This window comes from Lysinibacillus sp. FSL R5-0849 (assembly GCF_038595075.1).
In the GTDB taxonomy this organism is placed as follows: Bacteria; Bacillota; Bacilli; order Bacillales_A; family Planococcaceae; genus Lysinibacillus; species Lysinibacillus fusiformis.
The window spans coordinates 484,303-506,605 of the sequence record NZ_CP152004.1 but is presented as its reverse complement, the minus strand read 5'-3'; the positions used below and the strand labels follow the sequence as shown (position 1 = coordinate 506,605).

Genomic DNA, 22,303 nt, shown 5'->3' with positions numbered 1-22,303 from the left:
ACGTGTTTACTGCTTTCTATTTCATATTTTATTTACTGTCTCTTCTCAACAAAGTTAATATTCTCTGTTTAATGGTTGAATGCGTTGAATCATCTTCTAAAAAATCTAAAGGAAAATATATTTTATGGTCACGCTTCATCCGACCTGAAATGGAATCAACAATAATTGATTCACGTGAAAGCTCACGTAGTTCACCATTTTTCATTTCTAGGAAAATCGGCACGCGCACTTCCTCTTCACCAGGTCTGTAAAAATCATACGGCAGATCTGCCGTTGTATCATGAACAAGATAATAGTCTGGGTTCAAGTCTGCCTCTTTGAAAAGTTCCTGTAGTTTTTGATATTTATCAAGCTCTACTCCTGGATCTAAATCAATGTATTGGAATAGCTTACGATTAACAAAGCGACGACTTAAATCACTTAGAATAGTATCTTCCTCTTGCATCCATAGTTGAAAATATGTAAAAAGAATACTCTCATCTAAGGCAAGATAATCCTCGAGCGTAATTGCGTTACGGAAAAATGCTAGGAAGTGTGTAGGTTCATGCTTAAATATATAGCCTTCCAAGCTCAATTGTTTTACTCGTTTTAAAATTTTATTTAAAATCACCTCTGCACTTCGTGACACAGGATGGAAGTAAATTTGTAAGTACATTTGATAGCGACTCATAATATAATCTTCTACTGCATGCATACCAGTAGCTTTTATGACCACTTGGTTTTTTCGAGGACGCATTACTCTTAAGATCCGCTCCATATCAAAGTGACCATAACTAACGCCAGTAAAATAAGCATCACGTTGTAGATAATCCATACGATCCGCATCAATTTGGCTTGAAATTAAGCTAATGACTTGTTTGTTTGGATATGTCTTTTCGATTACTTGTGATACCTTTTCAGGAAAATCAGCTGCCACTTTTTTCAACACAGCATTGACTTCCGTATCACCCAATAAAATTTCTCTCGTATAATATTCATGATCCAGCTCAAAGACATTTTCAAATGCATGTGAGAATGGCCCATGTCCTAAATCATGTAGGAGTGCCGCACATAGCACTAAAAGTCGTTCACCCTCATCCCAATCTGGACGACCAACAAAGATATCATCCACTATACGGCGTACTATTTCATAAACACCAAGCGAATGGCTAAAGCGGCTGTGTTCCGCCCCATGAAAGACTAAAAATGTGGTACCAAGCTGACGAATTCTACGTAAACGCTGAAATTCTCTTGTACCTACTAAATCCCATATCACTTGGTCTCGAACATGTACATAACGGTGAACAGGGTCTTTAAATACCTTTTCTTCTTGTAATTTAGCGTTTGCATATGTCATTTGTATAGCACCCCCATTTTGTTATAGTTCTATTATATGCGATAAATCTAGGACTAGCATACTTATTCACTTTTTTCTATAGATACTAACAACCTTTTTCAATCATATTCACAATTATTCTAAATTTCTATTGAATAAATGAACAAAAAGCTTTCTCCAACCAAGTAGAGACAGCTTTTTGTTTTACTTATTCTTTAATTTTGTTAAAACCTTTTCCATTAGTTCTTCTTCTGTTAACGCAGCAACAGGGCGGCTATTTACGAAGGTAAATGTTTTTTTGCGTCCTGGACCACAATAAGAATGACAGCCAATTTCGATGGTTGCATCAGGATCGATTTCCTTTAATTTTGGAATTAACGTTTTTAAGTTAACGGCCTGACATTCATCGCAAACTTTAAACTCGTTTGCCATCTTGTCAACAACCCTTTCTATATAGTATTTTTCAAACAAAAACCGCTCGCTCTATGGAACGTATGACCTTCACATATTTAAGTATGCAGCATACGTACAAACCTACAACGGGTATTGTATCGTACTTTTCCCCTTCTATTCAAGCATAATTCCTTTCACATGGATGAATAAAAGGTTAAAAGATTGGTCATGCTAGTCTTAAATAATAAGTTCCAAAAAAGGTGGAGGTTTTTAATATGAGTAAAATCAGACAAGATGCTTGGTTAGAAGAAAATGATGAATTATTAGCAGAGGCGGTCATTCGTCACGTAACGGAGGGAAGCACACAGCTAAACGCTTTTGAAGAAGCTGGTGATGCGTTAAATCGTACGGCTGCAGCCTGTGGTTTCCGTTGGAATGCTGTTGTTCGGAAAGAATATGAAGAACAATTGGCAGAGGCTAAAAAAGAAAGAAAAGAAAGAATGCGAGTGTTAGGAGCTCCTGCAAGACGTCGCACTTCTAGTATGTTTACAGTAAATAGTAGTGCAGCAGAAGGAAAATCAATTCCGCTATCTGCTCTTTCTCTTGATATTGTTATAGCTTATTTACTACGTTTACAGCATTCTGGTGAAGTAGGCAATGAATCTTCAAAATGGAGACAACTTGTTCATGTAACATCAGAGAAAAATAAAAAACTAGAGAAAACAATTACAAAGCTCGAAGAAGAAAACCGAGCAATCCGCAAAGATTACGAACAATTCGTTCAAATTATGAATCGTGCTAGACGACTTGTTACATTAGATGAAGAGGAAGAACGTGTTGCACCAGTTTTTAAAATGGAGAAAAACGGAAATCTCGTAGTAAGTAGTTCTAATTTCCAGCCTGAAAATGGCGATGCGCTTAATTAGCAGCATCGCCTTTTTTTTATGTGTGTTCATAGTAGTCTCTATTCATGTCGTTCTAGCATTTTGGCATTACGCTCAAAAACACGCTTTAAATAGAAACCGTATAATGTTAATTCTTCGTCATGAAAAGATTCTGGATGTACATTTCCACCTAAGTGATGAAGGTATTGCTGTAGACGAATAACGACTGCCTCTACTGTTAAATGTGGATCGACAAGCTCCGATAATGATGCCATGACTTCAGGAACGATTTGTGGATAAGTAAATTTCGTCTCTTCCTGCTGTAAGCTTTCCTCGTAAAAATCTCGAATAAGGGCAGCACGCTGTGAGCCGCTACCTTCTATACATAAATAGATTTGTACAGCTACACCTTGGCGTAAACGCCTTTGTGAAATCCCTGCAAACTTTTTCCCTTCAATACTTAGATCATACGAACCGGGGCAATATGAGCCTACTATTTCATAGGCTTCAATCTTCTCAGCCACCTCTGGAAATAAACCTTTGACGAGGTCGACCATCACATCATAGCCATCATTTATGCTTAAAGAATTCATTTGCTCAGATAATACAATGGAAATGTTTAGAACCCCTTCATCAAGGACAACAGCTAATCCACCTGAATTCCGAACGATAGGTTGATAACCTCTCGATTTCAGTAAATCCATTCCCTGCTGTACATATGGTAAACGATGATCTTGGATGCCAAGCACAACAGATGCCTCGTGAACCCATGTCCGAACAGTTGGTGGTGATACTAATTGTCCAACTAGCTGGCACAACGTATCATCGGTTGCAAAGGATTCTAACGGAGATCGCTGCTTTGCGCTAATTGATTGATCATAATAACGCCAATTTGGCTGCTGTAAAATACTTTTCATATTGGTACTCCTCTAATTCCATCTCTTCTCTTTAGCATACATCATCTAAAGTTGGTGTCAAATTCGTGAAAACCATTCATGAACTTAGGGATTTTGCACAAACTATGATAAACTAATTTTGAATAGTATTCACTTATAAAGGAGTGTTTTCAATAATGAATGAAGCAGCAATTACGTTAGATGGATGGTACGCTTTACATGATTTTCGCTCAATTGATTGGGCTTCATGGAAGCTCGTTTCTGCTGAAGAACGTCAAGCAGCAGTAGAAGAATTTCTTGCTTATTTAGAGAAATTAAATGAAGCAGATCTCGCTAAAACAGGTGCTCATGCCTTCTATGCAATCGTTGGTCAAAAGGCTGACTTTATGATTATGACATTGCGTGAAACAATGGATGAGCTACAAGAGCTTGAAGCAGAATTTAATAAATTAGCCATTGCTGATTTTACAATTCCTACATACTCTTATGTATCTGTTGTTGAGCTTTCAAACTATTTAGCTGGTGAATCAAATGAAGATCCATACCAAAATCCACATGTACGTGCACGTCTATACCCTGAGCTTCCTCGTTCTAAATATGTGTGCTTCTACCCTATGGATAAACGCCGTCAAGGGAATGATAACTGGTACATGCTTTCAATGGATGAGCGTAAATCATTAATGCGTTCTCATGGTATGATTGGTCGCGGTTATGCTGGTAAAGTAAAGCAAATTATTACAGGCTCTGTTGGCTTTGATGATCACGAGTGGGGCGTTACATTATTTGCTGATGACGTTTTACAATTCAAAAAATTAGTGTATGAAATGCGCTTTGATGAAGTATCTGCTCGCTATGGTGAGTTTGGTGCATTCTTCGTCGGAAATCTACTTGATAACGATAAATTAGTTACATTCTTAACGGTTTAATACGTACATTAAAAAATGCGGGTCCCTAGTGAGGACTCGCATTTTTTAAATTTCGTTTTCTTCCGCATTCTCAGCTTCAAATATTAAGATGATTGTATGAATAAAAAATCCGGTAAGAATCATCAGAAAGACCAAATACCAATTATACGGCTGATGATAGTATTCTGCTATCCCGACTGCCATAAAGGCACTAATAATTATTGCTACAAACATACTAAAAATACGCATTGTAACGCTCCTTCATGAAAGCAAAAATAAATTCAACCTTAGTATGTCTCTGAATATCGTTACTATACTGGCTAAGCAAAATTATCTATAAAATAAAAAAGTGCCATCCCTCTGCGATGACACTTCCTTAATCATTGAATTTACTTTTTTTCATATTTCCTCAAGAGCTTTCGTCCTTTACTTTTAAAATTAAGATGATCGTTTGAATAAAAAAACCAATCACTATTATTAAAATAAATAGATACCAATGGAGCGGCTGTCCATAATACTCCCCTAGTAAAAAGGCCAGCACCGCACTTAGTAATATCCCAAACCATACCCCTATTTCCATAAGTAATCACCTCACATGTACGGCCTACACATGCAATTTATTGATCTCCTATTCCCCTATTTATACCTTTTTCTATTTACCCAATTTTTCATAAACGTTATCTAATATGAATGGCTTTTAGATTATTTTTTACGGACTTGTCGTTATTATTACTATATGCGTAGTACCTTTGTTGTGTGAATTTCTTTCTTCACAAAATTGAACATGTCTACAATACCATCATGCATATACTGACAGCGAGGAGGTATGAAAATCGCTGTTATTAAGACGAATGATGCCCAGACAGCCCTGCTAGCAAGGCTTATGCGTGCCGAGGCAGAAGGCGAAGGTGAGTTAGGCATGCTGATGGTTGGGAATGTTGGCGTTAATCGTGTAAGGGGTGATTGTTTAGATTTTGGTGATATTCGAACAATTGAACAGATGGTTTATCAGCGTCCAGGTGGCTTTGAAGCAACTCAAAAAAGTTATTTTTATCAACGAGCACGTGATCAAGATATCCGGTTAGCCAAAAGGGTGATTCAAGGCGAAAGATTTCATCCAGCTAACCGTTCCTTGTGGTTTTTCATGCCGGCGGGCGATTGTCCTGCACAATGGTATGGCCAATGGAATACAGGCAGATACAAATCTCATTGCTTCTTCTCGCCAACTGAAGAAGATTGTCCTCAAATTTAAAAAGAAAGTAGGTTGATTATTGATGATGCCTTATTATTGGACACCAACAACGCAACAACAAATGACTCCTCCTCCAGTCACAATCCCGACCGGACGACCACCAGGCCGCGAAGAGTCCTATATAGAAAATATTTTACGGTTGAATCGCGGAAAACCAGCTACCTTCCATTTTTCTTTTGAGCATGCAGTGGAACAAGGCAAAAACACAAAAACTGTGCGTGGTGTAGTAGAGGCTGCTGGACGAGATCATGTTATCATTCGTGAACTTAAATCCAATCATCGCTTCTTATTCCCAATGATTTACTTCGATTTTGCTGAATATGATGAAGAAATGGCTTATTTTAATCAAAATCCATAATCGCTATATTGTATCTTAAAAATCCGCAATACTCTCACTGACAACAGTCGATGAGAGTATGCGGATTTTTAACTTGCGCTAGATTAATATTCTTTTAAATATTCCAATGTAGCTTTTCCTAAAGTTTTAGCAGCTATTAGCATTGCACGTTCATCAAAATTAAAGCGCGCGTGATGATGTGGATAAGCTGTTTCCCATTCTGGACTTTTCGCACCTGTGAAGAAGAATGTACCAGGTACTTTTTCTAAATAATATGCAAAATCCTCTCCAACCATAAACGGTGGACAAGTTTTCACTTGCTCTACACCTGGGACAGTTGACGCTAACTGTGCTACAAACTCCGTTTCCTTCTGATGGTTATACACAGGTGGATAACCTCTTGTATAACGGTATTCATAGCTTGCTCCAAAGGCTAGACAAGTGGCGTTTAGAACGGCTTCTAGCTCCTGCTCCATCTGTGTGCGCACATCTTCCTCAAAGGTGCGAATTGTGCCTGCCAATTTAACACGATCAGCAATCACATTAAACGGATTAATTGCCTCGAAATGACCAATTGTTAAAACGGCTGACTTTAATGGATCAATACGTCTTGAGATAAGTTGTTGTGCGCTGATTACAAACTGCGAGGCAAGAGTAACTGCATCAATGGAGTGATGTGGTTCGGCACCATGGCCACCCTTCCCTTGAATAGCAATTTCTACTTTGTCTGCAGCTGCCATAATGGCGCCGTCTTTCACTAAAATTTCCCCTATCGGAGTGGGAGCCCAGAGATGTGTACCAAAAATAACATCTACACCATCTAAACACCCATCCTCTATCATCGACTTGGCCCCACCTGGTGCCACCTCTTCAGCGTGCTGATGAATAAATATAATATTTCCTGTGATTTCAGATTTCATTTTATTGAGTGCCTTAGCTAATCCTAGTAATGTTGCTGTATGACCATCATGCCCGCAAGCATGCATTTTACCCGCGACCTTTGATTTATAAGGTAAATCATTTTCCTCCTGGATCGCTAATGCATCAAAATCAGCCCGTAACGCCACTGTTTTTCCTGGCCTTGCACCACGTAGCACGGCAACTACACCTCTTCCACCTACCCCTTCACGAACCTCATGACCCAATTCTTTATGATAGGCAGCTATATAGGCTGGTGTCTCCACTTCTTCAAAGGATAATTCAGGATATTCGTGCAAGTGACGACGAATCCCTACCATCTCTTCATAATTCTCATCTATTAAAGTAAATAGCTTTTCCATCCTACACAACCTCTCTTTTTGTATTTTCGAAATATTGCAAGTAATAGTAGTAGTGTACTATAAATTCTTACAAAAAGAATAGGATTTAAATCGTAATCTTACAAAATAAAGAAAAAACCCTCCTACAAATCATGTAAGAGAGTCCTAATTTTAAATTAACGAGCATGTTTTAAAGCCGATAAAATAATAAGTATCCATCCAATTAAAAATAGTACACCACCAATTGGTGTAATCGCGCCCAATACTTTAATACCACTAATCGCTAATACGTATAAGCTACCAGAAAAGAAGACAATCCCAAAATTAAAGAAAATTCCTGCCAAATTCAATTGCTTCACTTCACCAAATAATTTAGAACTCATTAATAGTCCGATTACTAACAAACCAGTAGCATGGAACATTTGATATTGAACAGCCGTCTCCCAAATACCTTGACTATAATCATCTAAAATTTCCTTTAAAGCGTGTGCACCAAATGCACCAAAGGCTACTGCTAATAGGCCATGGAGAGCCCCTGTCACGATAAATTTTTTCATTGCGCGTTACCCTACCTTTAATATTGATTAAAAATCAAAAATTGAATCACCATTGGCTCCATCTTCTTCAATTTTGGATGTAGATAAACTAGATGGCTTCATCTCTGATACAAGCATTTGTGGTAAATGCTTAGAAGGTGTTGTGATAGATGGCGTATTACTAGGAGAATCTAACACCACATCACATAATGCTCGAATTGCTGTAAGAGCTTCGCGGATCTGCTGATCATTCCCTGCATTTTTTGCACCAGATAATTGTTTTTCAAGTTGTTGTATAACGGCTTGATAAGGAATCATTGCATTCTCCTACTTTCTACTTTTGGTACAAATTTTAAACATTCCATACCTGAGGATTGTTTCACGACAACGGATGGAATTTGTTTTGTTTTAAAGCCATATGCGACACAGGCACGTGGAGTCTGAGGGTCCCAGGTTACTTTAAAAAAATGACATTGAAAACAATTCGTCTTCATCGTTGTCCCTCTCTTTCATCTATCTTAACTGTATCACGATTTATGTAGTGTATAAAGTAAACGATTTGTGCCAATCTATGCTAAACACCAATCAATTGGTTGTTTACCCCATTCTACTAATTGTTGATTAATCTTTGAATAAGGTTTACTCCCAAAGAATCCTCGATAAGCACTTAATGGGCTAGGATGTGGTGCTTCTAATATGACATGTGGCGTGTCATATTTGCGTATCAACTGTTTTTTTCGTTGCGCAGGCTTACCCCACAGTACAAAAATAAGTGGTTCCTCTCTTGCAGCTAGCTTATCGATAACCGCATCAGTGAACTGCTCCCAACCTTGATCTTTATGGGAATTTGCCTGTCCAGCTCGCACGGTAAGAACTGTGTTCAAAAGCATAACACCTTGTTCTGCCCACTTCGTCAAAGTTCCATCTTTAGGAATTGAACAGCCGAGATCATCTTGTAGCTCTTGTAGCATATTTCGTAAGCTAGGTGGATGGGGAATACCTGGCTTGACAGAAAAGCTTAACCCATGCGCTTGATTAGGGCCATGATATGGGTCTTGTCCTAAAATAATGACCTTCACATGTTGATATGCTGTTGTATAAAATGCATTCATTACATCCTGCATAGGAGGATAAATAGTGTGCGTTGAATATTCATTAGCAATAAATTGACGTAATGTGTGATAGTATGGTTTTTCTAACTCTGCTGCAAGTATTTCTTGCCAATCATTCGGGAATACTTGTTTCATCGTCCTTTAAGCCCCTTTCTTTTCTTACAACGGTACAAAAAATCATCCATGAATTCAAGTCTCAGCACAAACTGACCATATAAAAATATCAAATTCTGACTATTTTTATAGAATCAGAATAAGACTATACTAAATGGTAATTTTAACACTCTTAACAATAAAGGAGATCTTTTCATGACTCTAAAAAAAACATTAACAATTGCTGGTTCTGATACATCCGGCGGCGCAGGTATGCAGGCCGATCTTAAAACATTTCAAGAGCACGGTACATACGGTATGGTGGCTTTAACAGTTGTCGTAACAATGGACCCAAATGGTTGGACACATAATGTCACACCATTACCAACTGAACTTCTACAAAAACAAATTGATACTGCCCTTTCAACAGGAATTGATGCTATTAAAACAGGCATGCTATCTACGGAAGAGATTATTCGTCTTGCTGGAGAGGCTATTGCAAAATCAGGGACGACAAATGTTGTCATTGATCCTGTGATGGTTTGTAAAGGGGACGATGAAGTCCTAAACCCTGGCAACACAGATGCTATGGTACAACATCTTCTACCATTAGCAGCAGTCACAACACCTAATCTTTTTGAAGCTGGCCAATTGGCTGGGACAGGTACGCCCAAAACGATTGATGAGATGAAAACAGCCGCACGAAAAATCCACGAGCTTGGGGCTAAGGCTGTAGTCATTAAAGGTGGAAAAGCATTAGCTACAGAAAAAGCAACAGACCTATTCTTCGATGGAGAAGCATTTTACTTATTAGAATCCGAAAAAGTTGCTTCCACTAATAACCACGGTGCAGGCTGCACTTTTGCAGCTTCTATTACTGCAAATCTCGCAAATGGATTGTCTGTTATGGATTCTGTTATTGAAGCAAAAGAGTTTGTATCCGCAGCCATTGCACATGGTTGGGCTCTTAACGACTATGTTGGTCCCGTCATGCATGGAGCAAAATCCCGCTTTGGTGCTCCACAAATAACAGTCACTGAAATTTAACATTGAAAGGGATGTCTCTAAGATTATGGAGACATCCCTCTTTTACATATCATCCAATGGATCAGTCATGAATATAAGTTTGCCCAGAGCCACTCCTCTATTCCTGCACAAGGGGGGAATCAACAGAGGTTTCTTGTTTTCATTTAATACTACGAAGGTTACTATCGTAGTCACCTCAATCATGTTACATCCACGCTCCCTCAAAAATTATCCCTATCATCCTGAGTCAAAAAATGAGTTTAATACCTAAATATTACATACAAATAATGCGTTAATTTCTAGAAATCCCGCTGAATAAAGATAAAAAAATGGACAAGATACGTTAGGACTTCATCCCCCATATATTAGCTTTAGATGGGAGGGGAAAAGATGAAAAAACAAAAGGCAGAGGACTTAACTGAGGAATCAGGTTTATTAGCTGGAGAAATAACCTCTTCAAAAGTAGAAGTACTAGCTTCCATTGTCTTAACACTCGGCTACTCATTGTCCACCCTCGCCACAATAATGGCACTCCAGGAGGAAGAGGAACTAGCACAAGAAAAAAAGACCAAAAATGAAGATCAAAATCTTTATATGAGACAAATGTTTAAACAATTGCAAAGTGTCAATAATCGTTTAGAAACAATCGAAAGAAAGCTTAATCGATACTAAAAAATACATAGCCTATCCATAAACTTAATAAAAAACCGCGCTTCTCCGTCATAAAGAGAAACGCGGTTTTTTATTATACTATGATAATGAGCTTCATTCTTCTCCCTTTTACACACAGCACGATGTAAGATGCTGGAGGAACGTCATCTATTGTACCAAGATAGAATTCGTTTTCACCTAGTTTTACCATCCTTCAGCATTTAGTGCTGTCTACACACGATTTTGGAAGAAGCTATGGTTACAATATCTTTTCAGGTGTGAAACCGTATACAAAATGACACATTTTGTACATATATTTTCACACCCCTTATATTGATACATTACAATAATTTTTTCAAGAATATTGCTCGGAAAGTCGTCATAGATTAATAGTTAATGATTCACCCTTCCATGATTTAGTAGAAGATTGCCTACTCTAGAAGGTAGTGGATGAATCTGGATAAGCCTCTGTCGGAAGACAAAGATTTTGAGTAGTCGTGGCAATGAAGCTCTTAAAAATCTTGGTGGCCTTATGTGAAGGTATAAGTTTTACAACTCATTAATTTGTACGTATGAAGCAATCAATTTCCCTTTGCTAATTTTTTTTACTATACTTAAAGGAGAAATGATCGAGAGGAGTGTTAAGATGCAAGAAGTACAAGTAGAGACGTTGCAAGAATTACTAAATTCTTTCGCCAACAAAGACGTTTATATTCATCTTGAGACGACAAACGGATCTTATGCAGCACACTATGATGAAAAGTTCTTTAATGCAGGTGCCTTTATACGCAACGCAAAAATTAATTATGAACTTGCTAAAGTTGTAGACAAGACACCTCATCGTGTTGGGTTAAAATTACCTCATGGCTGGGTTTATGCGCAAGGCATTACTCATTATGAATTAGATGATTTAGGCCGTTTATTAATGGCTGGTTTAGATTACTCTGGAAAATTGGCGATTGCACTTGAAATAAGTGAAGCGCCATTTACTTACTAAGGGGGACGACTCTTTGAATTTACAACCACAACGTCATATTTTAATTGTGTACCCTCACCCAGATGATGAGGCTTTTTCAGTGGCTGGCACGACTGCCTACTATACAAAAAAAATGAATACACCTGTTACATATGCCTGCTTAACATTAGGTGAAATGGGCCGTAATTTAGGTAATCCCCCGTTTGCTACACGCGAATCATTACCAGAAATACGTCGTAAAGAATTAATTGCAGCCGCAGAAGCAATGGGTATTCAAGATTTACGTATGATGGGTCTTCGTGATAAAACAATCGAATTTGAAGACGATGAGAAGATGGTAAAGCTGGTAGAAGGTTTAATTGAAGAGCTAATGCCTTCATTAATTATTACGTTCTTACCTGGTTTTGCGGTACATCCAGACCATGAAGCAACCGCGCGTGCTGTCGTTGAGGCTGTACGTCGTATGCCTAAGGCTGCACGTCCGCAAGTATTTGGCTGTGCCTTCGCAAACGATACTATTGAAAAAAATGGTGAGCCTCATGTGGTCTATGATATTCGCGAAATGCGAATGGATAAATTACAAGCATTACAGGCACACGCATCACAAACTGGTTGGATGATGCAAGAAACAGAAAAACGCATTGATGATGGAGAACCGATGAGCGAAAGCTGGCTAAATGTTGAAAGATTCTACATTGTTGATCCTGATAAATATGTAAAATAAATAAAAGGTTCTGTCCTCTCATGATTGGAGAACAGAGCCTCTTTTAATTAGGTAGATTTTACTTTATTTAGTTTATGCACGATAAACGTGATCGAAAAGGCAATCAATAAAAACAGGAAGAAAAAATAATGAGGTATATGAATATTAACAACACTTACTAACATTTTTAACCCTATAACCCCAATAATGATGAAAGCAGTCGCTTCTAGCTCAGGAATTTTTTCGATCATAATTAAAAATACACCCGCTATTGTCCTCATCATTAGGATTCCTAACATACCTCCAATTAGAAGCACCCATACTTGATCTGAAATAGCAAAGGCGGCAAATATTGAATCAATGGAAAAAGCAATATCCATCAGCTCTACGGAAATAACCGTTGCCCAAAAGGTCCCAAAGAAACGAACCATCAATCCTGATTTTTTTACCACCTTCACACTATCCTCATTTCCAAGTTGAAGGAAATGAGCGATACAGAGCCATCCTAAATACAACGCACCTAACACTTTAATAAACCAAAACTCTACAAGATAAACTCCTATTCCAATAAATAAAAATCTGAAAAAATAAGCTCCTAGCATCCCATACATTAAAGCTCGTTTTCGTTGCTTATCTGGCAAATGTTTGACAAGTACTGCTAATACAAGTGCATTATCTGCTGACAACAATCCTTCTATAATAATTAATGAAAATATTAGTCCCCATGATACAGGATCCACTAATACTTCCTGCCACATTGCCCAATCGAAAAATTGGCTATATGTAGATAGAATTCCTTGAATGATTTCCACTGCTTACCCTCCCACTTGTCCTAAGCTAATCTAGTATATGCTTGACCCATTTTGATATGAAAGTTGTATTTTTTTGATCAATGATGCCTCCGTATAATCGCGGCTAGGCCTCTAAAAAAACGATTTCCTTTACACCTGGAAATGGTCCATAAAAGTGGGACTTACCTATGTTTACCGCTTCATTTTCCATACAAAAAGTAAGGTAAATAAAGATAAAACGCTTACATTATAAAATAGACACGGAAAATTTAGAATTTACTAAAAATTAAGTCCAAAAAGCACAAAAAGTGTGCTATCATAGATAAATGTTTTAAACGTAAAACGGAGGATGAATACTATGGAAGTTGCTGATACTAGAACCGTGCAAGTGGAGAATGTCCTCATTGCACACCATTTTTTAAAAGACGTAGTTGTGCATACACCTCTACAAAGAAACGACTATTTATCAGAAAAATATGGCGCAAATATTTATTTTAAACGTGAGGATTTACAACATGTACGCTCATTCAAGCTTCGTGGCGCCTATTATAAAATCAAAAAAATCGAGGATGAAGCGCGCAATGTTGGCGTTGTTTGTGCCAGCGCAGGCAACCACGCACAAGGTGTAGCTTATGCCTGTGCCCAATTAAAAATCCAAGCTAGCATTTTTATGCCTCAAACTACACCGAAGCAAAAAATAGACCAAGTGCGTATGTTTGGTCGTGAGTATGTGGAGATTATTTTAGCAGGTGACACGTTCGATGACTCTGCTGAAAGTGCACTAAGTTTCTGTGAAGAACAAGGGAAAATCTTCATTCACCCATTTGATGATTTCGATGTTATTGCTGGGCAAGGAACTGTGGCGGTAGAAATCATGAATGATATGGAAGAGCCAATCGACTACGTATTTGGCAGTATCGGTGGTGGTGGCTTAATGTCTGGTGTTTCTGCCTATATTAAAAACCTTTCCCCATCTAGCAAAATTATTGGTGTAGAGCCTGCAGGTGCTGGCAGTATGAAGGCTGCTTTTGCTGAAGGTGGCACAGTTGCTCTTGATTGGATTGACAAATTCGTCGATGGAGCTGCCGTAAAGTGTGTCGGTCATCATACTTATGATGTTTGTCGCCGTTATTTAGACGACATTATTCTTGTACCTGAGGGAAAAGTATGTACAACCATTTTAGATTTGTACAATAAACATGCGATTATTGCTGAGCCTGCTGGTGCATTGTCAGTTGCAGCTCTTGATTTTTATAAAGAAGAAATCAAAGGAAAGTCTGTTGTCGTTATCATCAGTGGTGGGAATAACGATATTGGACGTATGCAGGAAATTAAAGAAAAGTCTCTTATTCATGAAGGCTTACTTTACTACTTCATCGTCAGCTTCCCCCAACGGGCAGGTGCTCTTCGTCAATTCCTAACTAGCGTACTAGGACCTAATGATGATATTACAACCTTTGAATATACTAAGAAAAACAATAAAGAAAGCGGTCCTGCTCTAGTCGGCATCGAGCTTGGTGATCGATCAGATTACGAGGGGTTACTAGCGAGAATGAACGAATTTGGCTTCAAATACAAAGAAGTTAACAATGATATTCAGCTATTTGGCCTACTCGTGTAAATGAAAGAGTCTCACTTTTATCAAGTGAGGCTTTTTCTATGTTTAAATATTTGAGAGTCACCTCAACAGCATCTTTCTCAACCATTTATATAGATGAACGGAGCAAGGGAGGCAGCTCGACCCTCACATCATTGTAAATGAAAAAACTATAGGCAAACCCAAATGTCATTGAGTTTGCCTATAGTCTGACACTCATACGAATGTATGAACGATATACCTTTATCCTAATAAAGCACGGTCCGAATTCATTTTCTCACCACGAATGCGTTCAAATTCAGCCATTAAATCAGGTATCGTTAATTCATGCTTACGATCTTCCCCAACTTCTAAAATAATTTGACCTTTATCCATCATAATTAGGCGATTCCCTAAATCTAAAGCTTGTTGCATATTATGTGTAACCATCAATGTCGTTAACTGATCTTTTTCTACTAAATACTTTGTAATACGGGTGATCAATTCAGCACGTGATGGATCAAGCGCAGCCGTATGCTCATCTAACAATAATATAGATGGTTTTGTAAAAGTGGCCATTAACAGAGACAAAGCTTGACGTTCCCCTCCAGAAAGTAAGCCAACCTTTGCAGAAAGTCGGTTTTCTAAATTTAATCCAAGCATCTCTAACGATTCAATAAAAAACTCACGACGTTTTTTGTCTACACCTCTTCGCAATCCTCTACTCTTATTACGGGAATAGGCTAGTGCTAAATTTTCCTCAATCGTCATAGCAGGTGCTGTCCCCGCCATTGGATCCTGGAAAACACGACCTATAAATTGCGAGCGCTTATACTCAGGCAAATGAGTAACATTGTTACCATCAATCGAAACCGTGCCGAAATCTGGTGTTAGGGCGCCAGAAATCATATTCATCATCGTTGATTTACCTGCCCCATTACTCCCAATAATAGTAACAAAATCACCAGGCTTTAAATGTAGGTTAATTTCTGCTAGAGCGATCTTTTCATCCGGTGTCCCTTCATTGAACACCTTATTTATACCGTGTAATTTAAGCAAGGCCTTTTCCTCCTTGCTCTACTTGTTTGATTTGCGTAAGTTCAGCAGCCCGTTTAGCCTTACGTTTACGTTCCTTACGTTTGTTAATAAATTGAGGCAAGATCAACGCCAAAATGACGATGATAGCTGTAATTAATTTCATATCTCCTGAATCCAGGAAGTCTACACGTAAAGCTAACGCTAAAATAATACGATAAATAATAGCTCCAGCGATGACTGCAAAAGTGGTACGAATAATGGTCTTTGTACCAAAAATAGCTTCCCCGATAATGACAGATGCAAGCCCGATCACAATCATACCAATCCCCATACTTACATCAGCAAACTTCGAATATTGTGCGATTAAAGCTCCAGAAAATGCGACAAGTGCGTTGGAAAGTCCTAGCCCTAAAATAATGAGTGTATCTGTATTGGCTGAGAAGCTGCGAATCATTCGTTTATTATCACCAGTAGCCCGAATAGCAAGCCCAACCTCTGTTTTTAAGAACCAATCTGCCACTAATTTTATTAAAATTGTAATCATTACAATGACAATTAGTACACTCCAAGTACCTGGTACTTGCTGAATCCCCATACCTTTTAATAGGCTGTTGAGAGCATCATCTATCCCTAAATTACTCCAAAACGCTTGAAACTTTGAAAATATCGTTTCAGAGTTTAGTAATGGAATATTTGGACGACCTATCGTATTTTCTGCAGTTAACCCCATGATCCGTAGGTTAATCGAATATAAGGCAATCATCATTAAAATCCCTGATAATAGTGGGTTTATCTTCCCTTTTGTGTGAAGGATTCCTGTCATACATCCAGCAATAAATCCAGCAACAATTGCCACTAAAGTCGCTAAGATTGGGTGGTAGCCAAGCAAAACCATCGTTGCTGCTGTCGCCGCCCCTGTTACAAAGCTTCCATCAACCGTTAAATCCGGAAAATCTAACACCCGAAATGTTAAATACACACCAAGTGCCATAATTGCATAGATGATTCCTTGCTCCACTGCGCCAAATAATGCTAAAAACATCGTTGAATCATCTCCTAAATCTCTTTATTATTCTACTGCTGGTAAATGAAGATAAAGCGGGGATGGTTCCCCCGCTTCAAGTTATTTTTCTAGAAGTTCTGCACCCCAAGAATCTTTAATTTCAATCCCTAAATCATCTGCTACTTTTTTATTAATTAATAGCTTTAGATTTTGTGGATATTGCGCTGGCGTTTCAGCAGGTGTTGCTTCACCTTTTAAAATTTTCACTGCCATTTGCCCAGCCTCATACCCAATGTCAGAATATTCAAAACCATACGCAGCCAAACCACCTCGCGCCACAGAGTCAAGCTCCCCTACTATTAAAGGCAATTTATTGGCATTTGCTACATCGATGACAGACTCTAAAGCAGAGACTACTGTATTGTCCGTAATAATATAGAATGCATCGACTTTACCGATTAAAGATTCAGTTGCTTGTTTTACCTCTGCAGAAGTTGCAGCTGAAGCCTCTTTAACCTCAAGACCTTGCTCAGCCATTACTTTTTTTACTTCCTTCACCTGTGCTACAGAGTTTTGCTCACCAGCGTTGTAGACCATACCAATGTTTTTAGCACCTAGCTCTTTTAAAAATGCAACCGTTTTAGAAATCGTTTCAGGATGTAAATCGATAGTACCTGTAACATTTTTCCCTGGCTTCTCCATCGATTCTATGAGCTGAGCACCTACAGCATCTGTTACAGAAGTAAAGATAATTGGAATATCACTTGTTGCTGTTGCCGCGGCCTGTGCAGAAGGTGTAGAGTTAGCAAATATTAAATCTACGTTTGCACTTACTAGATTGTTAGCAATCGTTGTGTTAAGACTATTATCGCCTTGTGCGATTTGTGGATCATACTCAACTTTTAAACCTGCATCTTCAATCGCCTTTTTAAAGCCTTCCGTCGCTGCATTTAAAGAAGGGTGCTCTACAATTTGCGTAATTCCGATTTTATATGTTTTATCATCTGTGTTCCCGCTGTCACTTGCGTTATTCGTTTCGTTCCCTTTTGATTCTGTTGAACTAGTCCCACCACTACCACAAGCTGCAAGTAGTAATACTAATCCAAAGAGTAGGAATGAAAGCTTTTTGACATTGCTCTTCACCATTAATCCCCCCGATTAAGTTCTCGAATATCTACCACACTTTATCCAAACAAAGTGTGAATGTATCGCTATATTATCGTTATTATTGAGCTCCGTCAACAACATTATGAATGTTCTGACTTTTATATTTCAAAAAAAAATTTAGCATTTCATTTAATTTGGCGCTTTAAACCGCTAAACTACGCTATTTACGTTATTGGATTCCTTTTTAAAAAATAGTAAAAAATATTTATGACAATTTTGCGAATTTAGTCAAGTAAGCAAAAAAGGAAATCGAAAAGCATCGATTTCCCTTTTATCTTGAATATTAGCTAGTTTTGTCCCAGCCTTTTTCAATAAAAATATTCAATTTAAGCTTCTTCATAAGCATTTTTCATTCCGTGATATAGTTTACTATCTTTAAAATCATCTTTATTAATGTGAAGTTGTACACTTACCTCATACAGAAAGTAAAGCCATTCCGTATCATTTTCCTCAACAGCTTTAGCACAAGCATTTTCTATATAAATACTATTCACATGACGTTCTAGACCCTTTAAATAATCTAAGGCTTTTGATGCTCCTGGCCAATTCAAATCCTTAAATAATTCATATAAACTAGGCAAGGCCACTTTATTATTTGGATACCCGATAGATATGACGACATCGACTGCGTTCTCCCAACATTCTTTTGAATATTTTTGAAATATAAGTGGCAATTGTTCATTGTTAATTTGACAAAGAAATGCTTTTGCTTCGTTTTGAATTGTCTTTGGTAAATTCCAATTCAAATTATAGGAATAATAAATCACTAAATTATCTTCCATAAAAATTCATACCTTTCATAGAAATGTTGCTTATTTAACTTTCACAGAAATTCCCTGTAGAATCCTAGTGTATTTATGCGGTTTGTCATTTGCATTGTCTCGACTATCAATCCAACCTTTCATTTCTGATGCCTTATCTGTTTTTACAGAAACATGATTACCACCATCTTTAATAGCTTTTAATGACCCTGTTTTATTTACAGCTTCTATGGTAGTTGCTGTAAACGAACCACTAGGCATTTTTAAGTTATAAGAAAGCCCTCCAGTATCTTGAGGTCTTGGAGTTAAATTTGTGCCATTTCCACTACCACTGCGATAAATAATTGTTGGATTTTTGTCTTTCAATCTCGAAATCAGTTCAGGTTTTACTTGATCCTTCGCAACTACTACTACAGTAACTAATGATGCTGCAATAATCATAGCAAGTAAGGTGTCAAATGCCCAAGCCGCAACAGGGATTAAAGGAAGAGCAATCCTGGGTTGAATCCAATTATCAGAAATGTCACTACTCACAACTTCTCCGTTTTGTAGTTGTTGCTCTTTTAATTGTTCAATGTCTAATTCTTCACCACTATTTAAATCAATAGCTTTTGTTGAAAATAATTCTGTCTCTGTATCATATGTTAATTCATATACTATTTCGTTTAAAGTTAGTGTATATGTTTCTAAATTGCCATTTATACTATATTTTGCGTTATTTTCGGCATAATTATCTAAATATTGTGTACTTAACTCAATATTACTATCCTCTAATGAACTCTCTGCTTTTGCAACAGCATTATTAAATTGAAATACATTAAAAAATGCTATTGTAAAAACTATTGTTAACACCAAAAATTTCTTTAACATTTAATCATTCCACCTTTATTATCTTCAAAATATAAATGAGCATATTCACAAACAAGTGGATAGAGCTTTTCCCTGGGAGTATAGTGTCGACGCTATAAGCTCTTTCTAGTAGTATTTTTTGCTCATTTAGGTTAACAATGTTAATAATAACATATTTTACTATATTAACTAATTTTTTAAATAATAGTACTATTTATAAAATAAAGGTAATTTTGAGCTAATAATCTCCTAAATGTGATGGATTTGTAGTATAAGAGTAATGAATTTTAACATAAAAAAATCCACCCCTACAAGATGGAATTTTCGGATTTCAGGAATCATGTGTTTTGCTATCTATATAAAACAATAAAACTCTTAATAAATTAATAATAAACCTCGCCTCATTTTCCTCTATTATATCTTCGTTAGGGTGAGAGAAACCATGATTATTTCTAATATCATTCATGTTCTCTAAAAACTTGCCAATAGCGTTGACTGTTTGATTAATAGGTTTGTGATGATCTTTTACATTAATATTGAATTTTGGATGGGATATTTTCAACCTTCCCCACATATCTTGAATTTTTATATTCTGTTCATCAAAGGTAATATTCTGTTCATCACATATTGCTTTTAAATATCCATGTAGTGCTGTGTGAGCACGATCTACGGCACTACTAAAAGAATGTTTATCGATCAAAGTATCTGCTTGCAACAATACTTCTTTTACAAACTCAATATCATGCTTAAGTTCTCCATATTCAATTAGTTCTCCCTTTAATTGTGTAATCCACTGTGTTATTTTTCCATGTAACTTCTCTTTATTAGAAAATTCAACTTGTTTTAGTAATGCATTCTCTAGTCTTTCTTCGAAAATCTCTAATGGATACTTTTCTAGAACACCTATTAGAATTTTAGATTGAATTAGCGAGTGTATTGAATGTTTCTCCTGCTCACCTAATGGGTTGGGATACACCAATTACAACTAACAACATAATTGCTTTTTCTCCTGCTACTGTACAAGTCCCAATTTTGGGTAAAATCGCATGTGGCGACCCGATTACGGCAGATGAAAACTTAACTGGTTACAGATATGAGTCACCTGACAACTTACCAAGTGGAAATCTATTCTATTTACAAGCAAAAGGCGATAGCATGGAGCCTACTATTCCGAATGGATCATACGTCTTAATACGGGAACAACCAGAGGTTGAGAACGGTGAAATTGCTGCCGTCTTAGTTAATGGGGATACAGAGGCTACTCTTAAAAGAGTAAAAAGACAAGCTGAGACAGTATTTTTAATGCCCGATAACCCAAGACATGAAAAGCACATTAACTATACAGAAAGCAAGTTGTTGTCCGGTTATCTAATGGAATCACTAAAAATAGATAATAGACCTGTATACTACATTATTTTATTAGCTTTGAAATCAGGGATGCGCTTTGCTGAAATAATCGCACTTACTAGAAAAGATTTTAATTTCAAAGACAACACCATCAACATTAACAAAACATGGGGATATACAAGTTCTTATGATGAGGGTAAGAAAAAGACCAAAAAGAAAAGTTCAAACCGCATAATTAAAATAGACAAGGTAACGATGAGTCTGTTCAATCATTTTTTTGAAGTGACACCTGAAAATATTCATAAGTTAGTGTTTTATAATCCCGCTTCTAAATACAAAGTTTTCAGCAATACAGGTGTTAATAAAGCATTTTAAAAAATACTTCGTGAATTACAGATTGGAGAAATTTCAATTCATGGTTTACGCCATTCTCACGCTAGTATTTTATTTTACAAACAGTTCAGTATATTTCCGACCGACTTGGACATGCAGATGTAGATACAACAATTCGAATTTACACACACCTCATTAAAGAACTTCGAGAAGAAGATGAAAATAATATGGTCAATATTCTAGCCGCTTTATAATTTTACACATTATTTACACATAGTTATTTACAAACCCGCATGAATACTGATATGATTGCACTTGCTCTACGTGGTTCGTAACCATCCCACGAAAAAAAACTAAGGAGAAATGAATATGAAAATAAAATTTTTAGCAGCAAGTGGTATTATTGCAGCTCTTTACATTGCTGTGACGATGCTTGTTGCACCATTTGGTTTTACAGAGGTGCAGTTCCGTGTATCTGAAATTTTCAACCATTTAGTGGCCTTTAATCCACGCTTTGCCGTTGGTATCATAATAGGGGTATTTATTTCTAATATCTTTTCACCACTCGGTATCTACGACTTAGTATTTGGTGTTGGACATTCTATGATTACATTGGGTTTGTTCATTTTGATTTGTAAATTTGTTAAACATATTTGGGCACGTTTAATCATCAATACATTTTTATTTACATGCACAATGTTTATAATCGCCTTTGAATTGAATTTAGCCCTAGAGCTACCATTCTTTTGGACTTGGCTCACGGTGGCGGCAGGTGAATTCGTTGTCTTAGCGGTTGGTGCACCTATTATGTATATACTCAATAAACGCCTTCACTTTAAAGAGATGATTGAATAGACGAGTCTTACAAGATTCGTCTTTTTTTCTTGACAATATTCTGAAAACATTCTACAATTCTTTCTAATAAATGCGAAGAAGAAGAATAGTAGCAAGCATCGTTACTTAAAGAGAGCTGGTGGTCGGTGTAAACCAGTAGTACGTACTTGTGAATGGACTTCAGAGCAGCCTTAATCCAATGTAAGGCCGATTTGCTCCCCGTTATCGGAGTTAGAAAGCGCGCATCAATTGCGAATAAAGGTGGC

At 37.2% G+C, this 22,303-nt stretch carries 28 protein-coding genes, 1 pseudogene, 1 riboswitch and 1 other annotated feature (1 of these 31 cut by a window edge); of the genes and pseudogenes, 12 read left to right on the top strand and 17 right to left on the bottom strand.

Translation table 11 applies throughout. The annotated features are described in order from the left end of the window. Positions 1–28 precede the first annotated feature (28 nt). Both MKY80_RS02450 and MKY80_RS02445 read right to left on the bottom strand, forming a co-directional pair. Positions 29–1,336: an HD domain-containing protein gene (locus tag MKY80_RS02450; protein WP_342531815.1), complete on the bottom strand. Its 1,308-nt coding sequence runs from the start codon at positions 1,334–1,336 to the stop codon at positions 29–31. A gap of 183 nt (positions 1,337–1,519) precedes the next feature. Continuing rightward, entirely contained in the window at positions 1,520–1,747 is a 228-nt protein-coding gene (locus MKY80_RS02445) for a DUF1450 domain-containing protein (protein ID WP_008179127.1), read from the bottom strand. 236 nt (positions 1,748–1,983) lie between these two features. On the opposite strand from MKY80_RS02445, the gene MKY80_RS02440 reads away from it, so the two are divergent. Then, on the top strand, positions 1,984–2,634 hold the full coding sequence (locus MKY80_RS02440) for an RsfA family transcriptional regulator (RefSeq protein WP_025115432.1): 651 nt from the start codon (positions 1,984–1,986) through the stop codon (positions 2,632–2,634). 38 nt (positions 2,635–2,672) lie between these two features. On the opposite strand, the gene MKY80_RS02435 is transcribed toward MKY80_RS02440, so the two are convergent. Beyond that, positions 2,673–3,509 carry a lipoate--protein ligase family protein gene (locus MKY80_RS02435; protein WP_089986045.1) on the bottom strand — a complete coding sequence of 279 codons (837 nt, stop codon included), beginning with the start codon at positions 3,507–3,509 and terminating at the stop codon, positions 2,673–2,675. Between the two features lie 155 nt (positions 3,510–3,664). On the opposite strand from MKY80_RS02435, the gene hemQ reads away from it, so the two are divergent. After that, complete coding sequence (gene hemQ / locus MKY80_RS02430; RefSeq protein WP_089986044.1) at positions 3,665–4,414, top strand: hydrogen peroxide-dependent heme synthase; 750 nt, start codon at positions 3,665–3,667, stop codon at positions 4,412–4,414. 45 nt (positions 4,415–4,459) lie between these two features. Here the strand turns inward: hemQ and MKY80_RS02425 are convergent, their stop codons facing one another. Both MKY80_RS02425 and MKY80_RS02420 read right to left on the bottom strand, forming a co-directional pair. Then, entirely contained in the window at positions 4,460–4,627 is a 168-nt protein-coding gene (locus MKY80_RS02425; RefSeq protein WP_253734867.1) for a hypothetical protein, read from the bottom strand. A 175-nt stretch (positions 4,628–4,802) separates the two neighbouring features. After that, positions 4,803–4,973 carry a hypothetical protein gene (locus MKY80_RS02420; RefSeq protein WP_008176015.1) on the bottom strand — a complete coding sequence of 57 codons (171 nt, stop codon included), beginning with the start codon at positions 4,971–4,973 and terminating at the stop codon, positions 4,803–4,805. A 246-nt stretch (positions 4,974–5,219) separates the two neighbouring features. On the opposite strand from MKY80_RS02420, the gene MKY80_RS02415 reads away from it, so the two are divergent. Together MKY80_RS02415 and gerQ are read left to right on the top strand one after the other, a co-directional pair. Further along, complete coding sequence (locus MKY80_RS02415) at positions 5,220–5,645, top strand: cell wall hydrolase (protein ID WP_008176016.1); 426 nt, start codon at positions 5,220–5,222, stop codon at positions 5,643–5,645. A 22-nt stretch (positions 5,646–5,667) separates the two neighbouring features. After that, entirely contained in the window at positions 5,668–6,003 is a 336-nt protein-coding gene (gene gerQ / locus MKY80_RS02410; RefSeq protein WP_008176019.1) for a spore coat protein GerQ, read from the top strand. A gap of 83 nt (positions 6,004–6,086) precedes the next feature. Here the strand turns inward: gerQ and MKY80_RS02405 are convergent, their stop codons facing one another. The 5 genes from MKY80_RS02405 to MKY80_RS02385 all read right to left on the bottom strand — a co-directional run bounded on the left by MKY80_RS02405 (position 6,087) and on the right by MKY80_RS02385 (position 9,024). After that, on the bottom strand, positions 6,087–7,262 hold the full coding sequence (locus MKY80_RS02405; RefSeq protein ID WP_090002927.1) for an amidohydrolase: 1,176 nt from the start codon (positions 7,260–7,262) through the stop codon (positions 6,087–6,089). A 155-nt stretch (positions 7,263–7,417) separates the two neighbouring features. Further along, on the bottom strand, positions 7,418–7,798 hold the full coding sequence (locus MKY80_RS02400) for a DUF423 domain-containing protein (protein ID WP_008176022.1): 381 nt from the start codon (positions 7,796–7,798) through the stop codon (positions 7,418–7,420). Positions 7,799–7,825: 27 nt separating this feature from the next. Further along, on the bottom strand, positions 7,826–8,095 hold the full coding sequence (locus tag MKY80_RS02395; protein WP_008176024.1) for a YwdI family protein: 270 nt from the start codon (positions 8,093–8,095) through the stop codon (positions 7,826–7,828). Then, positions 8,092–8,271 (bottom strand): uracil-DNA glycosylase, encoded by a 180-nt coding sequence (locus tag MKY80_RS02390; protein WP_089986041.1) that lies wholly within the window; start codon positions 8,269–8,271, stop codon positions 8,092–8,094. The genes MKY80_RS02395 and MKY80_RS02390 overlap by 4 nt, the downstream gene beginning before the upstream one ends. Positions 8,272–8,346: 75 nt before the next feature. After that, the gene (locus MKY80_RS02385) at positions 8,347–9,024 is read right to left on the bottom strand and encodes a uracil-DNA glycosylase (protein WP_008176027.1); all 678 of its coding nucleotides are present in this window, start codon (positions 9,022–9,024) and stop codon (positions 8,347–8,349) included. A 174-nt stretch (positions 9,025–9,198) separates the two neighbouring features. On the opposite strand from MKY80_RS02385, the gene thiD reads away from it, so the two are divergent. The 4 genes from thiD to bshB2 all read left to right on the top strand — a co-directional run bounded on the left by thiD (position 9,199) and on the right by bshB2 (position 12,359). Further along, entirely contained in the window at positions 9,199–10,029 is an 831-nt protein-coding gene (gene thiD, locus MKY80_RS02380) for a bifunctional hydroxymethylpyrimidine kinase/phosphomethylpyrimidine kinase (RefSeq protein ID WP_089986039.1), read from the top strand. Between the two features lie 369 nt (positions 10,030–10,398). After that, on the top strand, positions 10,399–10,680 hold the full coding sequence (locus MKY80_RS02375) for a hypothetical protein (protein ID WP_089986038.1): 282 nt from the start codon (positions 10,399–10,401) through the stop codon (positions 10,678–10,680). A 625-nt stretch (positions 10,681–11,305) separates the two neighbouring features. After that, positions 11,306–11,656 carry a YojF family protein gene (locus MKY80_RS02370; protein WP_089986037.1) on the top strand — a complete coding sequence of 117 codons (351 nt, stop codon included), beginning with the start codon at positions 11,306–11,308 and terminating at the stop codon, positions 11,654–11,656. 13 nt (positions 11,657–11,669) lie between these two features. Then, positions 11,670–12,359, top strand: coding sequence for a bacillithiol biosynthesis deacetylase BshB2 (bshB2, locus tag MKY80_RS02365; protein ID WP_008176035.1), 690 nt, complete (start codon positions 11,670–11,672; stop codon positions 12,357–12,359). A gap of 47 nt (positions 12,360–12,406) precedes the next feature. On the opposite strand, the gene MKY80_RS02360 is transcribed toward bshB2, so the two are convergent. Continuing rightward, the gene (locus MKY80_RS02360; protein ID WP_008176037.1) at positions 12,407–13,150 is read right to left on the bottom strand and encodes a TerC family protein; all 744 of its coding nucleotides are present in this window, start codon (positions 13,148–13,150) and stop codon (positions 12,407–12,409) included. A 337-nt stretch (positions 13,151–13,487) separates the two neighbouring features. Between MKY80_RS02360 and ilvA the strand changes: the two genes are divergently transcribed. Continuing rightward, positions 13,488–14,750 (top strand): threonine ammonia-lyase IlvA, encoded by a 1,263-nt coding sequence (gene ilvA / locus MKY80_RS02355; RefSeq protein WP_043990070.1) that lies wholly within the window; start codon positions 13,488–13,490, stop codon positions 14,748–14,750. Positions 14,751–14,969: 219 nt separating this feature from the next. On the opposite strand, the gene MKY80_RS02350 is transcribed toward ilvA, so the two are convergent. The 6 genes from MKY80_RS02350 to MKY80_RS02325 form a co-directional block, all read right to left on the bottom strand. Next, positions 14,970–15,764 carry an ABC transporter ATP-binding protein gene (locus tag MKY80_RS02350; RefSeq protein WP_008176041.1) on the bottom strand — a complete coding sequence of 265 codons (795 nt, stop codon included), beginning with the start codon at positions 15,762–15,764 and terminating at the stop codon, positions 14,970–14,972. Then, positions 15,757–16,785, bottom strand: coding sequence for an ABC transporter permease (locus tag MKY80_RS02345; RefSeq protein WP_342531804.1), 1,029 nt, complete (start codon positions 16,783–16,785; stop codon positions 15,757–15,759). Before MKY80_RS02345 ends, MKY80_RS02350 begins: the two co-directional genes overlap by 8 nt. An 81-nt stretch (positions 16,786–16,866) precedes the next feature. Beyond that, on the bottom strand, positions 16,867–17,889 hold the full coding sequence (locus tag MKY80_RS02340) for an ABC transporter substrate-binding protein (RefSeq protein WP_043990112.1): 1,023 nt from the start codon (positions 17,887–17,889) through the stop codon (positions 16,867–16,869). Between the two features lie 350 nt (positions 17,890–18,239). Beyond that, positions 18,240–18,695, bottom strand: a complete 456-nt coding sequence (locus MKY80_RS02335) for a hypothetical protein (RefSeq protein ID WP_096363490.1) — start codon at positions 18,693–18,695, stop codon at positions 18,240–18,242. Positions 18,696–18,725: 30 nt separating this feature from the next. Next, entirely contained in the window at positions 18,726–19,544 is an 819-nt protein-coding gene (locus MKY80_RS02330; RefSeq protein ID WP_342531801.1) for a hypothetical protein, read from the bottom strand. A 310-nt stretch (positions 19,545–19,854) separates the two neighbouring features. Beyond that, positions 19,855–20,499 carry an abortive infection family protein gene (locus MKY80_RS02325; RefSeq protein WP_342531799.1) on the bottom strand — a complete coding sequence of 215 codons (645 nt, stop codon included), beginning with the start codon at positions 20,497–20,499 and terminating at the stop codon, positions 19,855–19,857. A gap of 38 nt (positions 20,500–20,537) precedes the next feature. On the opposite strand from MKY80_RS02325, the pseudogene MKY80_RS02320 reads away from it, so the two are divergent. From MKY80_RS02320 to MKY80_RS02310, 3 genes and pseudogenes are all read left to right on the top strand, one after another. Next, positions 20,538–20,840, top strand: a pseudogene (locus MKY80_RS02320) (S24 family peptidase); the annotation flags it as partial. After that, a complete protein-coding gene (locus MKY80_RS02315) occupies positions 20,826–21,245 on the top strand; it encodes a tyrosine-type recombinase/integrase (protein ID WP_342532986.1) in 420 nt (139 codons plus the stop codon). The pseudogene MKY80_RS02320 and the gene MKY80_RS02315, both read left to right, overlap by 15 nt. A 276-nt stretch (positions 21,246–21,521) precedes the next feature. Continuing rightward, positions 21,522–21,566: riboswitch (PreQ1 riboswitch) on the top strand. A gap of 6 nt (positions 21,567–21,572) precedes the next feature. Next, complete coding sequence (locus MKY80_RS02310; protein WP_008176048.1) at positions 21,573–22,058, top strand: QueT transporter family protein; 486 nt, start codon at positions 21,573–21,575, stop codon at positions 22,056–22,058. Between the two features lie 66 nt (positions 22,059–22,124). Further along, positions 22,125–22,303 (top strand) — a binding site (T-box leader); it runs 22 nt beyond the window's last position.

Excerpts from the sequence above, each read along its gene's own strand:
- MKY80_RS02450 (WP_342531815.1), bottom strand. The coding sequence starts at position 1,336 with ATGACATATGCAAACGCTAAATTACAAGAAGAAAAGGTATTTAAAGAC.
- MKY80_RS02445 (WP_008179127.1), bottom strand. The coding sequence starts at position 1,747 with ATGGCAAACGAGTTTAAAGTTTGCGATGAATGTCAGGCCGTTAACTTA.
- MKY80_RS02440 (WP_025115432.1), top strand. The coding sequence starts at position 1,984 with ATGAGTAAAATCAGACAAGATGCTTGGTTAGAAGAAAATGATGAATTA.
- MKY80_RS02435 (WP_089986045.1), bottom strand. The coding sequence starts at position 3,509 with ATGAAAAGTATTTTACAGCAGCCAAATTGGCGTTATTATGATCAATCA.
- hemQ (WP_089986044.1), top strand. The coding sequence starts at position 3,665 with ATGAATGAAGCAGCAATTACGTTAGATGGATGGTACGCTTTACATGAT.
- MKY80_RS02425 (WP_253734867.1), bottom strand. The coding sequence starts at position 4,627 with ATGTTTGTAGCAATAATTATTAGTGCCTTTATGGCAGTCGGGATAGCA.
- MKY80_RS02420 (WP_008176015.1), bottom strand. The coding sequence starts at position 4,973 with ATGGAAATAGGGGTATGGTTTGGGATATTACTAAGTGCGGTGCTGGCC.
- MKY80_RS02415 (WP_008176016.1), top strand. The coding sequence starts at position 5,220 with ATGAAAATCGCTGTTATTAAGACGAATGATGCCCAGACAGCCCTGCTA.
- gerQ (WP_008176019.1), top strand. The coding sequence starts at position 5,668 with ATGATGCCTTATTATTGGACACCAACAACGCAACAACAAATGACTCCT.
- MKY80_RS02405 (WP_090002927.1), bottom strand. The coding sequence starts at position 7,262 with ATGGAAAAGCTATTTACTTTAATAGATGAGAATTATGAAGAGATGGTA.
- MKY80_RS02400 (WP_008176022.1), bottom strand. The coding sequence starts at position 7,798 with ATGAAAAAATTTATCGTGACAGGGGCTCTCCATGGCCTATTAGCAGTA.
- MKY80_RS02395 (WP_008176024.1), bottom strand. The coding sequence starts at position 8,095 with ATGATTCCTTATCAAGCCGTTATACAACAACTTGAAAAACAATTATCT.
- MKY80_RS02390 (WP_089986041.1), bottom strand. The coding sequence starts at position 8,271 with ATGAAGACGAATTGTTTTCAATGTCATTTTTTTAAAGTAACCTGGGAC.
- MKY80_RS02385 (WP_008176027.1), bottom strand. The coding sequence starts at position 9,024 with ATGAAACAAGTATTCCCGAATGATTGGCAAGAAATACTTGCAGCAGAG.
- thiD (WP_089986039.1), top strand. The coding sequence starts at position 9,199 with ATGACTCTAAAAAAAACATTAACAATTGCTGGTTCTGATACATCCGGC.
- MKY80_RS02375 (WP_089986038.1), top strand. The coding sequence starts at position 10,399 with ATGAAAAAACAAAAGGCAGAGGACTTAACTGAGGAATCAGGTTTATTA.
- MKY80_RS02370 (WP_089986037.1), top strand. The coding sequence starts at position 11,306 with ATGCAAGAAGTACAAGTAGAGACGTTGCAAGAATTACTAAATTCTTTC.
- ilvA (WP_043990070.1), top strand. The coding sequence starts at position 13,488 with ATGGAAGTTGCTGATACTAGAACCGTGCAAGTGGAGAATGTCCTCATT.
- MKY80_RS02345 (WP_342531804.1), bottom strand. The coding sequence starts at position 16,785 with ATGTTTTTAGCATTATTTGGCGCAGTGGAGCAAGGAATCATCTATGCA.
- MKY80_RS02335 (WP_096363490.1), bottom strand. The coding sequence starts at position 18,695 with ATGGAAGATAATTTAGTGATTTATTATTCCTATAATTTGAATTGGAAT.
- MKY80_RS02330 (WP_342531801.1), bottom strand. The coding sequence starts at position 19,544 with ATGTTAAAGAAATTTTTGGTGTTAACAATAGTTTTTACAATAGCATTT.
- MKY80_RS02315 (WP_342532986.1), top strand. The coding sequence starts at position 20,826 with ATGCCCGATAACCCAAGACATGAAAAGCACATTAACTATACAGAAAGC.
- MKY80_RS02310 (WP_008176048.1), top strand. The coding sequence starts at position 21,573 with ATGAAAATAAAATTTTTAGCAGCAAGTGGTATTATTGCAGCTCTTTAC.